This window comes from Pseudomonas sp. Tul2A7 (assembly GCF_054790505.1).
The window spans coordinates 3078541-3091653 of record NZ_CP186499.1 but is presented as its reverse complement, the minus strand read 5'-3'; the positions used below and the strand labels follow the sequence as shown (position 1 = coordinate 3091653).

Annotated in this window: 10 protein-coding genes; all 10 read left to right on the top strand. The window is 60.1% G+C overall.

Annotated elements, in window-relative coordinates; all coding sequences use genetic code 11:
* The first annotated feature begins 1 nt into the window (after position 1).
* The 10 genes from folK (at position 2) to ACOYXJ_RS13930 (ending at position 12845) form a co-directional block, all read left to right on the top strand.
* Positions 2-487, top strand: coding sequence for a 2-amino-4-hydroxy-6-hydroxymethyldihydropteridine diphosphokinase (gene folK / locus ACOYXJ_RS13975; protein WP_460369989.1), 486 nt, complete (start codon positions 2-4; stop codon positions 485-487).
* A 397-nt stretch (positions 488-884) separates the two neighbouring features.
* Entirely contained in the window at positions 885-1685 is an 801-nt protein-coding gene (gene panB, locus ACOYXJ_RS13970; RefSeq protein WP_116029781.1) for a 3-methyl-2-oxobutanoate hydroxymethyltransferase, read from the top strand.
* Positions 1682-2542, top strand: a complete 861-nt coding sequence (panC, locus tag ACOYXJ_RS13965) for a pantoate--beta-alanine ligase (protein ID WP_150794044.1) — start codon at positions 1682-1684, stop codon at positions 2540-2542. The genes panB and panC overlap by 4 nt, the downstream gene beginning before the upstream one ends.
* Before the next feature lie 209 nt (positions 2543-2751).
* On the top strand, positions 2752-3132 hold the full coding sequence (panD, locus tag ACOYXJ_RS13960) for an aspartate 1-decarboxylase (RefSeq protein ID WP_003205654.1): 381 nt from the start codon (positions 2752-2754) through the stop codon (positions 3130-3132).
* 231 nt (positions 3133-3363) lie between these two features.
* Positions 3364-5028, top strand: coding sequence for a glucose-6-phosphate isomerase (pgi, locus tag ACOYXJ_RS13955; protein WP_102900508.1), 1665 nt, complete (start codon positions 3364-3366; stop codon positions 5026-5028).
* A gap of 321 nt (positions 5029-5349) precedes the next feature.
* The gene (gene acs / locus ACOYXJ_RS13950; RefSeq protein WP_460369986.1) at positions 5350-7287 is read left to right on the top strand and encodes an acetate--CoA ligase; all 1938 of its coding nucleotides are present in this window, start codon (positions 5350-5352) and stop codon (positions 7285-7287) included.
* Between the two features lie 51 nt (positions 7288-7338).
* Complete coding sequence (locus tag ACOYXJ_RS13945) at positions 7339-8211, top strand: oxygenase MpaB family protein (RefSeq protein WP_460369984.1); 873 nt, start codon at positions 7339-7341, stop codon at positions 8209-8211.
* Positions 8212-8360: 149 nt separating this feature from the next.
* Positions 8361-9377 (top strand): class I SAM-dependent rRNA methyltransferase, encoded by a 1017-nt coding sequence (locus ACOYXJ_RS13940; RefSeq protein WP_150730465.1) that lies wholly within the window; start codon positions 8361-8363, stop codon positions 9375-9377.
* 220 nt (positions 9378-9597) lie between these two features.
* Entirely contained in the window at positions 9598-12549 is a 2952-nt protein-coding gene (locus tag ACOYXJ_RS13935; protein ID WP_460369981.1) for a DUF748 domain-containing protein, read from the top strand.
* Positions 12549-12845, top strand: a complete 297-nt coding sequence (locus tag ACOYXJ_RS13930; protein WP_460373134.1) for a DUF2845 domain-containing protein — start codon at positions 12549-12551, stop codon at positions 12843-12845. Before ACOYXJ_RS13935 ends, ACOYXJ_RS13930 begins: the two co-directional genes overlap by 1 nt.
* Positions 12846-13113: the final 268 nt, after the last annotated feature.

The window sequence follows — 13113 nt, the reverse complement described above, 5'->3', positions numbered from 1 at the left end:
CATGGAACGCATCTACATCGGCATGGGCAGCAACCTCGCTGACCCGGCCGAACAATTGCGCAGCGCCGTCGAGGCGCTGGGGCAATTGCCGCAGACCACACTCGCCGGCGTTTCTGCTTTCTATCAAAGCGACTCGTTGCTGCCGGGCCAACCGCGTTACACCAACGCGGTCGCGGCGCTCGACAGCTCGCTCGCCCCACTGGAACTGCTCGATGCATTGCAAGCCATCGAGAATGACCAAGGTCGCGAACGCCTCGAACGCTGGGGCCCACGTACGCTGGATCTGGATATTCTGCTGTTCGGTGATCGCCTGATCGACGAGCCGCGCCTGAAAGTCCCGCATTACCAGATTCAGGAACGCGCGTTCGTGCTCTATCCCCTCGCCGAACTGGCCCCGCAAGATTTGCACCTTGCCGACGGCCGCAGCCTGTCCGATCTGCTCGCCGCCTGCCCGTTCGTCGGCTTGGAACGCCTCCCGACAGATTGATTGCAATCCCCAGTGGGAGCGAGCCTGCTCGCGAAAGCGATGTTTCCTTCAACACTGCGTTGACTGATTCGCCGCCTTCGCGAGCAGGCTCGCTCCCACATTGGTTTATTGCGTACGCTGGATTTTGTCGGACAAAAACCCTTCGAATCAGCCCCGCCGCGCCGCTGAATCGCATCAGTAACGCCGGTAACACTCCCCTCGTAACAACGCGGTAACACACGCAATTGACTTCCTGTTGGCTCATCACGACTATAGGCGTCCCGCTGCCGCCAACACGGCACATACGGGCGCAATCCAGGCCTTATAAGCACGACAAAAGAGCGTGCGCCTGAGTAGATGAAGAATCACGCGCGTTACTCGCAGTAGTTTCCAGAGCGCCTGAACGAGGATTTTTTACATGCCAGCCATCACCCTGACCACGCTCCAGAGCCTCAAGCAGAAAGGTGAAAAGATCACCATGCTGACCTGCTATGACGCGACCTTCGCTCACGCCTGTAATGAGGCCGGTGTCGAAGTGCTGCTGGTGGGCGACTCCCTCGGCATGGTCCTGCAAGGTCACGACAGCACGTTGCCGGTGACCACCGCAGAAATGGCCTACCACACCGCTTGCGTCAAACGCGGCAACAGCGATGCCCTGATCCTCGCCGACCTGCCGTTCATGGCCAATGCCACCCTTGAACAAACCATGACTAACAGCGCCATGCTGATGCAGGCCGGTGCGCACATGGTCAAGGTCGAAGGTCAGCTGTGGCTCGCCGAGTCGATCCGTCTGCTCGCCGAACGCGGTGTACCGGTGTGCGCGCACATGGGCCTGACCCCGCAAGCGGTGAACATTCTCGGCGGCTATAAAGTGCAGGGGCGCAACGAGAACCAGGCGCGGCAGATGCGTGCTGATGCGATCTCGCTGGAACAGGCCGGTGCGGCGATGCTGCTGCTCGAATGCGTGCCGAGCGAACTGGCCGCCGAAATCAGCCAGGCGGTGAAGATCCCGGTGATCGGCATCGGCGCCGGTAACGCCACCGACGGTCAGGTATTGGTGCTGCACGACATGCTCGGCCTGTCGATCACTGGCCGCGTGCCGAAGTTCGTGAAGAACTTCATGCAGGGTCAGGACAGCATCCAATCCGCGCTGAAGGCTTACGTCAACGAAGTCAAAGCCACCACGTTCCCTGGCATCGAACACGGATTTTCTGCATGAACACCGTCAAAACCGTACGCGAACTGCGCGCCGCCGTAGCCCGCGCCCGCAGCGAAGGCAAGCGCATCGGCTTCGTGCCGACCATGGGCAACCTCCACAGCGGTCACGTCGCACTGATCACCAAAGCCACACAGCGGGTCGATTTCGTGGTCGCGAGCATTTTCGTCAACCCGCTGCAATTCGGCGCCGGTGAAGACCTCGACAAATACCCGCGCACCCTCGCGGCCGATCAGGAAAAACTCCTTGAAGCCGGTTGCTCCCTGCTGTTCGCGCCGACTGTCGAGGAAATGTACCCCGACGGCATGGCCGGGCAGACTCGGGTCAGCGTGCCGCAATTGTCCGAAGGCCTGTGCGGCGCCAGCCGTCCGGGGCACTTTGAAGGCGTGGCGACCGTGGTCAGCAAGCTGTTCAACATGGTCCAGCCGGATCTGGCGATTTTCGGCCAGAAGGATTATCAGCAACTGGCCGTGATCCGTGCCCTGGTGCATGACCTGAACATGCCGATCCAGATCATCGGCGAGCCGACCGTACGCGCCGCCGATGGCCTGGCGTTATCGTCGCGCAACGGTTTCCTCAGCGAAGAACAACGCGCGGTGGCTCCGGTCGTTTATCGCTCGCTGAGCAACATTGCCGAGTCGATCAAGCAGGGTGAACGCGACTTCCCGGCGCTGATCAGTGCCCAGTTGCAGCAGCTGGAAGCAGCGGGGCTACGTCCGGACTATCTGGAAATCCGCCATGCGCTGACCCTGCGTCCGGCGACGGCTGAAGACCGTGATCTGGTGATTCTGGTGGCGGCGTTCCTCGGCACTACGCGGTTGATCGACAACCTGCACCTGAATCTCGACACCCCGGCTTAAAAACACCGCATCGCCCCCTGTAGGAGTGAGCCTGCTCGCGATGGCGGGGTGTCAGTCAGCATTAGTGTTGAATGACACACCGCCATCGCGAGCAGGCTCACTCCTACAGTGTTTTTCAGCGTCATGAAGATTGCATTCCAGCTGTATTGCCGCCTTAAAAGCCTTCGGGCACACTGCCCGCCGTTCGATTCCAACCCGGGAAAACACTCATGCACGCGATCATGCTCAAGGCCAAACTGCACCGCGCCGAAGTCACTCATGCGGTGCTCGATTACGAAGGTTCGTGCGCCATCGATGGCGAGTGGCTGGACTTGTCCGGCATCCGTGAATACGAGCAGATCCAGATTTACAACGTCGACAACGGCGAGCGTTTCACCACCTACGCGATTCGTGGTGAAGAAGGCTCGCGGATGATCTCCGTCAACGGCGCCGCTGCGCACAAGGCCAAGGTCGGCGACCGCGTGATCATTTGTGCCTACGCCCATTACAGCGAAGCCGAGCTGGTCAATTTCAAGCCGCGCATGCTCTACATGGCGCCCGGCAACGAGCTGAGCCACACCAGCAACGCCATCCCGGTTCAGCTCGCCTGATCGCGAAATCGCCCCGCTCCCCCTCCGTTTGTCGGCCAGTTCCCGGTCTGGATGTTAAAAAAGTACAGGGATCTGGTCAGACAAAGTCAAGACAGAACGCAGCGCGAGGTTTACTGTATTCGCCCTGTGTCCAGAAATCGTGTCGACGCAGATGATCCCATGCCCAAACAGGGCGTGCCGGGTCTGTTCAGTGTTCAAAAGGCCGTTCAAGTAAAAAGGAAAACCGCAGCGATGGCGTATTACCTCACTCCTCAAGACGTTACCGCTCTGCCCGCCTGGCAAGCGTTGAAAGATCACCGCCAAGCCATGCAGGATTTCAGCATGCGCGAAGCCTTCAACGCCGATCCGCAGCGCTTCAACCAGTTCACCCTCAGTAGCTGCGGACTGTTTCTCGATTATTCGAAGAATTTGATCAACGCCCAGACCCGCAACCTGCTGGTCGGTCTGGCCAATGAAGTCGATCTCAAGGGCGCCATCAAAGCGCTGTTTGAAGGCGAAATCGTCAACACCTCCGAAGGTCGCCCGGCGTTGCATACCGCGCTGCGCCGTCCGGTGGGCGACAAGCTGTCGGTCAATGGCGTCAATGTGATGCCGGAAGTCCACAAGGTCCTGAACCAGATCACCGACCTGGTTGGCCGCATTCACGACGGTCTGTGGCGTGGCTACACCGAGAAGCCGATCACCGACGTGGTCAACATCGGCATCGGTGGCTCGTTCCTCGGCCCTGAGCTGGTCTCCGAAGCCCTGCTGTCGTACGCGCAGAAAGGCGTGCGTTGCCATTATCTGGCGAACATCGACGGCAGCGAATTCCACGAGCTGACGCAGAAACTGCGCGCCGAGACCACGCTGTTCATCGTTTCGTCGAAGTCGTTCAACACCCTCGAAACCCTGAAGAATGCCCAGGCTGCTCGTGCCTGGTACCTGGCGCAGGGCGGTTCGGAAGCCGAGCTGTATCGTCACTTCATCGCCGTATCGAGCAACAACGCAGCGGCCGTGGCGTTTGGTATCCGCGAAGAAAACATCTTCCCGATGTGGGACTGGGTCGGCGGTCGTTATTCGCTGTGGTCGGCCATCGGTTTGCCGATTGCTTTGGCCATCGGCATGTCCAACTTCAAGGAGCTGCTGTCCGGTGCCTACACCATGGATCAGCATTTCCAGACTGCGCCGTTCGAACAGAACATGCCGGTGCTGCTGGCCCTGCTCGGTGTGTGGTACGGCAACTTCTGGGGCGCGCAAAGCCACGCGATCCTGCCGTACGACCACTACCTGCGCAACATCACCAAGCACTTGCAACAACTGGACATGGAATCCAACGGCAAGAGCGTGCGCCAGGACGGCACGCCGGTGTCGACCGATACCGGTCCGGTGATCTGGGGCGGCGTCGGCTGCAACGGTCAGCACGCTTACCACCAGTTGCTGCATCAAGGTTCGCAGTTGATCCCGGCCGATTTCATCGTGCCGATCGTCAGCTTCAACCCGGTTTCCGACCACCATCAGTGGCTGTACGCCAACTGCCTGTCGCAGAGCCAGGCGCTGATGCTCGGCAAGACCTTGCCGGAAGCCGAGCAGGAACTGCGCGACAAGGGCATGAGCGAAGAAGAAGTGCACAAACTGGCGCCGCACAAGGTGATCCCGGGCAACCGTCCGAGCAACACCATTGTGGTTGAACGCATCAGCCCGCGTCGTCTTGGCGCGCTGGTGGCAATGTATGAACATAAAGTGTTCGTACAAAGCGTGGTCTGGGGCATCAACGCCTTTGACCAATGGGGCGTGGAGCTGGGCAAGGAACTGGGCAAAGGCGTTTACAACCGTCTGGTCGGCAGCGATGAAACCACCGCTGACGATCCTTCCACTCAGGGCCTGATCAACTACTTCCGCGGTCGTCACCGCGGTTGATCAGTCGCTTGATAGAGAGCCCCTGAAGTTCAGGGGCTTTTTTTTTGTCTGGCGTTTGGCGTGGATTTCGCGGTGACAGCCAAATCGCTTCCCCCTCACCCCAGCCCTCTCCCCCAAGGGGTAGAGGGGGAAAGGGAGCCGATTTTCACGCTTTTCAATACTTGAGTTCGACTCCGGAATTTCAAGACGATGTATCAAGCCCAAACACCTCGGTCAGTCCCCTCTCCCTTTGGGAGAGGGTTAGGGTGAGGGGCGGCCTTGATCCCTTGCCCCCATCGGCGCATCTTTATTCCTGTCGCACCACAAGAATAAGGAACCGTCATGTTCGATATCAGCACGTTCCCCAAAGCCGATGCCGTCCGCCGGGCTGCGCAATTGAGTCAGGATGACTACCGGCGCCTGTACCGCGAATCCATTGAACACCCCACAACCTTCTGGGCCGAACAGGCCACGCGCTTCCTCGACTGGAGCACGCCGTGGCAGACCGTTCAGCGCTATGACCTGAAAACCGGTGAAGCTGCCTGGTTTGCCGGGGGCAGACTGAACGTCAGTTACAACTGCATCGACCGCCACCTGGCAAAACGCGGCGAGCAGACCGCCCTGCTCTGGGAAGGCGACGACCCGGCCGAATCGGCACAAATCACTTACAAAAAACTCCATCACCACGTCTGCCGCTTGGCCAACGTGCTGAAAAGCCGTGGCGTGAAGAAAGGCGACCGGGTGTGCATCTACATGCCGATGATCCCCGAAGCCGCGTACGCCATGCTCGCCTGTTCGCGGATCGGTGCGATCCATTCGGTGGTGTTCGGCGGTTTCTCCCCTGATTCCCTGCGTGACCGCATTCTCGATGCCGATTGCCGCACGGTGATCACGGCGGATGAAGGCGTGCGCGGCGGCAAGTTCGTTCCGCTGAAACAGAATGTCGACAAAGCCCTGCAAAGTTGCCCGGACGTCAGCACCGTCGTGGTGGTCGAACGCAGCCAAGGCAACGTCGATTGGGTCGAGGGTCGTGATCTCTGGTATCACCAGGCCGTGCGCGATGTCAGCGACGATTGCCCACCGGAACCGATGGACGCCGAAGATCCGCTGTTCATCCTCTACACCTCCGGCAGCACCGGCAAACCCAAAGGCGTGCTGCACACCACCGGCGGTTACCTGCTGCAAGCGGCGATGACCTTCAAATACGTTCTCGACTACCGTGACGGCGAGGTGTTCTGGTGCACCGCCGACGTCGGCTGGGTCACCGGCCACAGCTACATCGTCTACGGCCCATTGGCCAATGGCGCAACCACGCTGATGTTCGAAGGCGTGCCGAGCTACCCGAGCAGTTCACGCTTCTGGCAGGTGATTGATAAACACAAGGTCAACATCTTCTACACAGCACCGACCGCCCTGCGCGCGTTGATGCGCGAAGGTGCCGAACCGTTGAAGGAAACCTCGCGCGCCAGCCTCAGATTACTCGGCAGCGTCGGTGAGCCGATCAACCCGGAAGCGTGGGAATGGTATTTCAACGTCGTAGGAGAACAGCGCTGCCCTATCGTCGACACCTGGTGGCAGACCGAAACCGGCGGCATCATGCTCAGCCCGCTGGTCAGCGCACAGCGGATCAAACCGGGCTGCGCCACCCAGCCGATGTTCGGCGTGCAACCGGTGTTGCTTGATGAGCAAGGCAAGGAAATCAAAGGCGCCGGCAGCGGCGTGCTGGCGATCAAATCGAGCTGGCCGGCACAGATCCGCAGCGTCTACGGCGACCCGCAACGCATGGTCGACACCTATTTCAAACCCTACCCCGGTTACTACTTCACCGGCGACGGCGCGCGCCGCGACGAGGATGGCGACTACTGGATCACCGGGCGCATCGACGACGTGATCAACGTCTCCGGTCACCGCATCGGCACGGCTGAAGTGGAAAGCGCGCTGGTGCTGCACGACAGCATCGCCGAAGCCGCCGTGGTCGGTTACCCCCACGACGTCAAAGGTCAGGGCATCTACGCCTTCGTCACGCCCATGAACGGCACCGAACCGAATGATGAACTGAAGAAAGAACTGCTCGCCCATGTCAGCAAGGAAATCGGCAGCTTCGCCAAACCGGACTTGATCCAGTGGGCGCCGGCCTTGCCGAAAACCCGTTCAGGCAAGATCATGCGGCGCATCCTGCGCAAGATCGCCTGCAACGAACTCGACAGCCTCGGCGACACCTCGACCCTGGCTGACCCGAGCGTGGTGCAAGGCCTGATCGACAAGCGCCTCAATCAGTAACACCCCGGGCGCGGTCAACCGGCCGCGCCCGCCCTTTCGCACTGAGTGGTCATGGAATTCATCCGCAGTCGTATTGAAAACCAGCTCATGAGCCTGACCGGGCTGTCCCTCGGCCAACTCGATCTGGAAAACCCCAAGGGCGACCCCGGCCTGTTCGGCCCCGACTCGATCAGTTGGCAGGTGCACGGCGACTTCAGCAGCATGTTGATCGGCGGCATCAGCGCGTTGTTGCTGCAAGCCTTGCATCCGCTGGCATTGGCCGGGGTTTGGGATCATTCGAATTTTCGTGAAGACATGCTCGGACGCTTGCGGCGCACCAGTCAGTTTGTTTCCGGCACCACATTCGGCTCGCGAAAGGACGCCGACTGGCTGATCGAGAAAGTGCGCATCATTCACCTGCAAGTGGTCGGTACCGCGCCGGATGGCCGCCCTTACGCGGCCAGCGATGCGGATTTGCTGACGTGGGTGCATGTGGCGGAAGTGAGTAACTTTCTCGCGGCGCATTTGCGTTATCGCAACCCGCAGTTGTCGGGGGCGGATCAGGATTGTTATTACGCGGAAATCGCCGTGATTGCCGAACGCCTCGGTGCGCGGAATGTGCCGAAATCGCGGCAAGCGGTAGCCGATTATCTGCAACGCATGCGCCCGCAGTTGCTGTGCGACGAGCGCAGCCGAGAAGTGTTGCGCCTATTGCTGGCCGCACCGGCGCCCAGTGTTCTGGCCCGGCCGTTTGGCGATCTGATGATGAAGGCCGGTATTGATCTGCTGCCGGACTGGGCCAGCGATATGCTCGATGTCCGCCAGAGTTCGCTGCAACGCCAGTTGATTCGCGCCAGCGTCAGACGCAGCGCACCGATGCTGCGCTGGGCGATGCGCAATGGTTCGGTGCAACGGGCCAAACGCCGGATGGGTTTGCTGACCTAAAAGCTTCGCGAGCAGGCTCGCTCCCACAGGAGATTTGATTTGCAGCACATATCCCATGTGGGAGCGAGCCTGCTCGCGAAGGCAGCACCTCGGTTACCCGCCAAACTGCTAAACTCCCGCGCCCCCATTCTCACCAGCAAGGCGCCCGCATGTCTTCCTTGAATCAGGCGCTGCGCGCCGCCCTCGATCAACGCCAGGATTTGCTGGCCGAGCTGCACCGCCAGGGCACCGATTGCTATCGGCTGTTCCACGGCAGCCAGGAAGGCGCCGGCGGTCTGACTATCGACCGTTATGGCCCGCAACTGCTGGTGCAAAGCTTCCACCAGACGCTGGAGCGGGACGACCTGCTGCAACTGCACGCCATGGTTAATCAGAGCCTGGGGCTGGAAACCTTGCTGGTCTACAACGACCGCTCCCGTGGCAACTCGCGCATTGACCGCGAAGACAGCGTCTATAAGGCTGACGAGGCGGCGCTGGCCGATCTGGTTGGCCACGAATGGGGTCTGAACTACCGTGTGCGCGGGCGTCATGCCGGGCAGGATCCGCTGCTGTTCCTCGACCTGCGCAACACCCGTGGCTGGGTCAAGGATCACGCCAAGGGCAAATCCGTGCTCAACCTGTTTGCCTACACCTGCGGCGTCGGCCTCAGTGCGGCCGCCGGTGGCGCGCGTGAGGTGTGTAACTTGGATTTCGCTGAAGGCAATCTGGCGGTCGGCCGTGAAAACGGTCTGCTCAACCCGCAATTGCCGCAGATGCAGTTCATCCAGTCCGATTACTTTCCGGCAATCCGGCAACTCGCCGGTCTGCCGATCAGTCAGCGCCGTGGACAGAAACTGCCGAGCTACCAGCGCCTCGATCAGCGCCAATATGATCTGGTCCTGCTCGACCCGCCCGCGTGGGCCAAGAGCGCATTCGGCACCGTCGACCTGCTGCGCGACTATCAGAGCCTGCTCAAACCGGCCCTGCTGACCACCGCCGACAACGGCGTGCTGATCTGCTGCAACAACCTGGCGAAAGTCAGCATGGACGACTGGCGCGAGCAGGTGCTGCGCTGCGCCGAGAAGGCCGGGCGACCGGTGCGTGAGTGGAGCGTGATGACCCCGGGCGCCGACTTTCCGTCCATGGACCAGCAACCGCCGCTGAAAACCCTGATCCTGCAGCTCTGAGCTGCCCGCGCAGCTGACAACTGTCCAATGTGGGAGCGAGCCTGCTCGCGAAAGCGATGTATCAGCCAACAGATAGAGTGGCTGATAGAACGCCTTCGCGAGCAGGCTCGCTCCCACATGGAAAGCGTTCCTACAGAAGAATCTGAACAATCCTGCTCCATGCGAGGTACTTCGGAACCAGAATCGCGTGCCATACTCCAAGGCACTCCGATTCAGACAGATGAAGCCGCACATGCCCAAAGGATTGATTCGCGCGATTGGCGCCTTGTTGACTGCTCTGGCCCTCTACAGCCTGCTGGGGTTTCTGATTTTGCCGGGCATCGCCCTGCGTGTGGCCAATCAACAACTGGCCAATTACGCAACGGTGCCTGCGCATATCCAGCGTATCGAGCTCAATCCGTTCAGCCTTGAAGTCACCCTGTGGGGACTGGTCATCGGCGAGCCGGGCAAGGAACAGGTCGGCTTCGATCGCCTGTACGCCGACCTGCAAATCGACAGCCTGTGGACCAAAGCCCTGCATCTGGCCAACATCGAGCTGGACAAGCCGAAAACCGAAATCCTTTTCGCCAAAGACGGCAAACTCAACCTGCTCGGCCTGTTCAATGTGCCGGCCAGCGAGCCGACACCAGCCGACCCGGACGCCAAACCGTTCCCGCTGCGCATCGACAACATCAAACTGGCCGGCGGCGTCGTGCACTTTGAAGACGTGCGTCCGAGCGAGCCCATCGAATTTCTCTACGACGACCTCAGCTTCGAACTGAAAAACCTCAGCACCCTGCCCGAAGACAGTGCCGACATGACCCTGGTCGCCATCGGCCCGGCCGGTGGGCGGATCGACTGGAGTGGCAATTTCAGCCTGATCCCGTTCACTTCCGAAGGCACCCTGAAAGTCACCGACGGCAAGATGAAAGCGTTCTGGCCCTACGTGCGTGATTCGGTGCCGCTGGTGCTGGAAGACGGTGTAATCAGCCTCAGCAGCGAATACAAACTCAATCTGTCGAAAGAAACCGAGCTGCAACTGAACAACGTTGCGGTGAGCATCGCGCCGTTCGCCATCAAGGCTCCGGATGGGCGACCACTGGCGAAACTCGAACGCCTGGACGTCAGCGAAACCTCGGTGGATCTGGCCAAACAACAAGTCGTGGTCGGCAAGATCCGCAGCAACAAACTGGAAACCTGGGCCGCCCTCGAAGCCGACGGGCAACTGGACTGGCAGAAACTGTTCGCCAGCCAACCGTCGAAACCCGCCGCCAAAGCCGCTGCGGAACCTGCCAGCACGCCAGCCGCTGCTGATTCGCCGAAGCCAGAATCCACTGCGCCGAGCAAACCATGGCAAGTGCTGCTCAAAGACGTGCAATTGCGTAACTACACCGTGCATGTGGCCGACCGTTCGGCAACCCCTGCGGTGGCACTGGATATCACCCCGCTAAACGTCGACCTGCAAGACTTCGACAGCCTCAACGGTTCGCCCTTCAAGCTCAAACTCGACAGCGGCGTGGGCAAGCAAGGCAAGATCATGGCAGACGGCACGGTCAATCTCGCCCCGGTCAACGCCCAGCTCAACGTGAAAACCCAGGACATCGACCTGCGGGTTGCGCAGTCCTACATCAACCCGTTCATTCGTCTGGAACTGCGCAGCGGCATGCTCGGCAGTGATCTGAAGGTCAATCTCAAGAGCACCGAACCACTGGCACTCAGCGTCACCGGTCGCGCACAGATCGATCAACTGCACACCCTCGACACCTTGAAAACCCGCGACTTCCTCAAATGGCAGCAAGTGGTGGTCGAAGGCCTGAACTATCAGCACGGCGACAGTCTGTCGATCGACAAGGTCAACCTGTTCCAGCCTTATGTGCGGTTCATGATCAACGACGATCGCACCACCAACATCGACGACCTGCTGATCCCGCAACCGGCCGACAGCGGCGCAAAAACCACGGCAGCCAAACCGGCCAGCAACGAGAAACCGTTGGGTATTCACATCGGTGGCATCGCGATCAATGACGGCTCGGCCAACTTCGCCGACTTCAGCCTGACGCCCAACTTCGCCACCGCCGTGCAGCAACTCAACGGCCAGATCGGCACCATCGACAGCCGTCAGGCGAAACCGGCCAGCGTCGACATCAAAGGCAAGGTCGATCGCTACGCACCGGTGACCATCAAGGGCGCGGTCAATCCCTTCGACCCGATGGCCAGCCTCGACATCGCCACCAGTTTCAAACGCGTCGAGCTGACGACACTGACGCCCTACTCCGGCAAATTCGCCGGTTACCGTATCCGCAAGGGCAGGCTCAACCTCGACCTGCATTACCTGATCACCAAGGGCCAGCTCAAAGCCGAAAACAAAGTGGTGGTCGAGCAATTGCAGCTCGGCGAAAAAGTCGACAGCCCGGATGCCGTGAGCCTGCCGCTGAAACTGGCGATTGCCCTGCTCAAGGACGTCGACGGCAAGATCTCCATCGAGTTGCCGGTGACCGGCGACTTGAACAACCCGCAATTCAGCGTGATGCCGATTGTCTGGCAGACCCTGCGCAACCTGATCGTCAAAACCGCCGCCGCGCCATTCAAGATGATTGGCGGCCTGATCAGTGGTGGCAGCTCGCAAGACCTTGGCACCGTGTCGTTTGCTCCGGGTTCCAGCGAGTTGAGCAAGGATGCCGAAGCGGCGCTGATCAAACTGTCTCAGGCGCTGAAGGAGCGTCCGGCACTGCGTCTGGAGATCGAAGGCACTGCCGCCAAAAGCAGTGACGGCCCGTTGCTCGCCGAGCAGCGTCTGGAACGTGAATACCAGTACAACTACTACAAGATGCTCCAGCGTCGTGGCGATAAAGTCCCGGCTCAGGCGTCGCTGCTGCAAGTGCCCGACAGCGAGAAAGGTCCACTGCTCGAGGGCATTTACCGCACCCGTCTGAAAACCCAGCCTCCGGCGGAATGGAAGGATCTGGGCAAGGAAGAACGCACAGCGAAGATGCGCGAAGGCGTGATCCAGTTCTGGAGTGGCAGCGATGTGCTGTTGCGTCAGTTGGGTCAGGACCGGGCCAGCAGCATCAAGGATTATCTGGTCGATAAAGGCCAACTGGCAGACGACCGTGTGTACTTCATCGACGCCAATCTCGGTGAAGCCGAGAGCGATGGCCGCGTGGTGACGCAAATGCACCTGGATGCCGAATGATGAAACTGCAGTGGCTGGCATTGATCGCAATGACGTTCGCAGCCAATCACGCCTCGGCGTCCGATACGCTGCGCTGCGGCAGTCAGTTGATCAGCCTTGGCGACCGTTCCAGCGAAGTCCTGCAAAAGTGCGGTGAGCCGGTCAGCCGTGATCTGCTCGGCTACAAGCGCAGCGCCAATCGTCGCGAAGAGTTTCAGGTCGAGGAATGGACTTACGGTCCGAGCAACGGCATGTACCAATACCTGCGCTTTGAAGGCAATCGCCTGCGGCAGATCAACAGCAAACGCGGTAACTGACTCAACACCAACCCCCTTGTAGGAGTGAGCCTGCTCGCGATGGCGTTAGGTCAGTCGACACATCAATCGACTGATACACCGCTATCGCGAGCAGGCTCACTCCTACAGTTGTTTTGTTGCGTCTCTGAAATAGAACAGGCCCCGACACAAGTGGCGGGGCCTGTAATGGTCACATCCGTGTGACCGTTCGCATGAACTCTAAAGTTGCGGCAGACGTATTGCTCGGCCCGTCTGTCGCGTCTTCTCCCGGTCCAGGCGAGAAGTCATG

What these genes read in the sequence shown, in the direction of transcription:
- folK (WP_460369989.1), top strand. Translation starts at nt 2, where the DNA reads ATGGAACGCATCTACATCGGCATGGGCAGCAACCTCGCTGACCCGGCC.
- panB (WP_116029781.1), top strand. Translation starts at nt 885, where the DNA reads ATGCCAGCCATCACCCTGACCACGCTCCAGAGCCTCAAGCAGAAAGGT.
- panC (WP_150794044.1), top strand. Translation starts at nt 1,682, where the DNA reads ATGAACACCGTCAAAACCGTACGCGAACTGCGCGCCGCCGTAGCCCGC.
- panD (WP_003205654.1), top strand. Translation starts at nt 2,752, where the DNA reads ATGCACGCGATCATGCTCAAGGCCAAACTGCACCGCGCCGAAGTCACT.
- pgi (WP_102900508.1), top strand. Translation starts at nt 3,364, where the DNA reads ATGGCGTATTACCTCACTCCTCAAGACGTTACCGCTCTGCCCGCCTGG.
- acs (WP_460369986.1), top strand. Translation starts at nt 5,350, where the DNA reads ATGTTCGATATCAGCACGTTCCCCAAAGCCGATGCCGTCCGCCGGGCT.
- ACOYXJ_RS13945 (WP_460369984.1), top strand. Translation starts at nt 7,339, where the DNA reads ATGGAATTCATCCGCAGTCGTATTGAAAACCAGCTCATGAGCCTGACC.
- ACOYXJ_RS13940 (WP_150730465.1), top strand. Translation starts at nt 8,361, where the DNA reads ATGTCTTCCTTGAATCAGGCGCTGCGCGCCGCCCTCGATCAACGCCAG.
- ACOYXJ_RS13935 (WP_460369981.1), top strand. Translation starts at nt 9,598, where the DNA reads ATGAAGCCGCACATGCCCAAAGGATTGATTCGCGCGATTGGCGCCTTG.
- ACOYXJ_RS13930 (WP_460373134.1), top strand. Translation starts at nt 12,549, where the DNA reads ATGAAACTGCAGTGGCTGGCATTGATCGCAATGACGTTCGCAGCCAAT.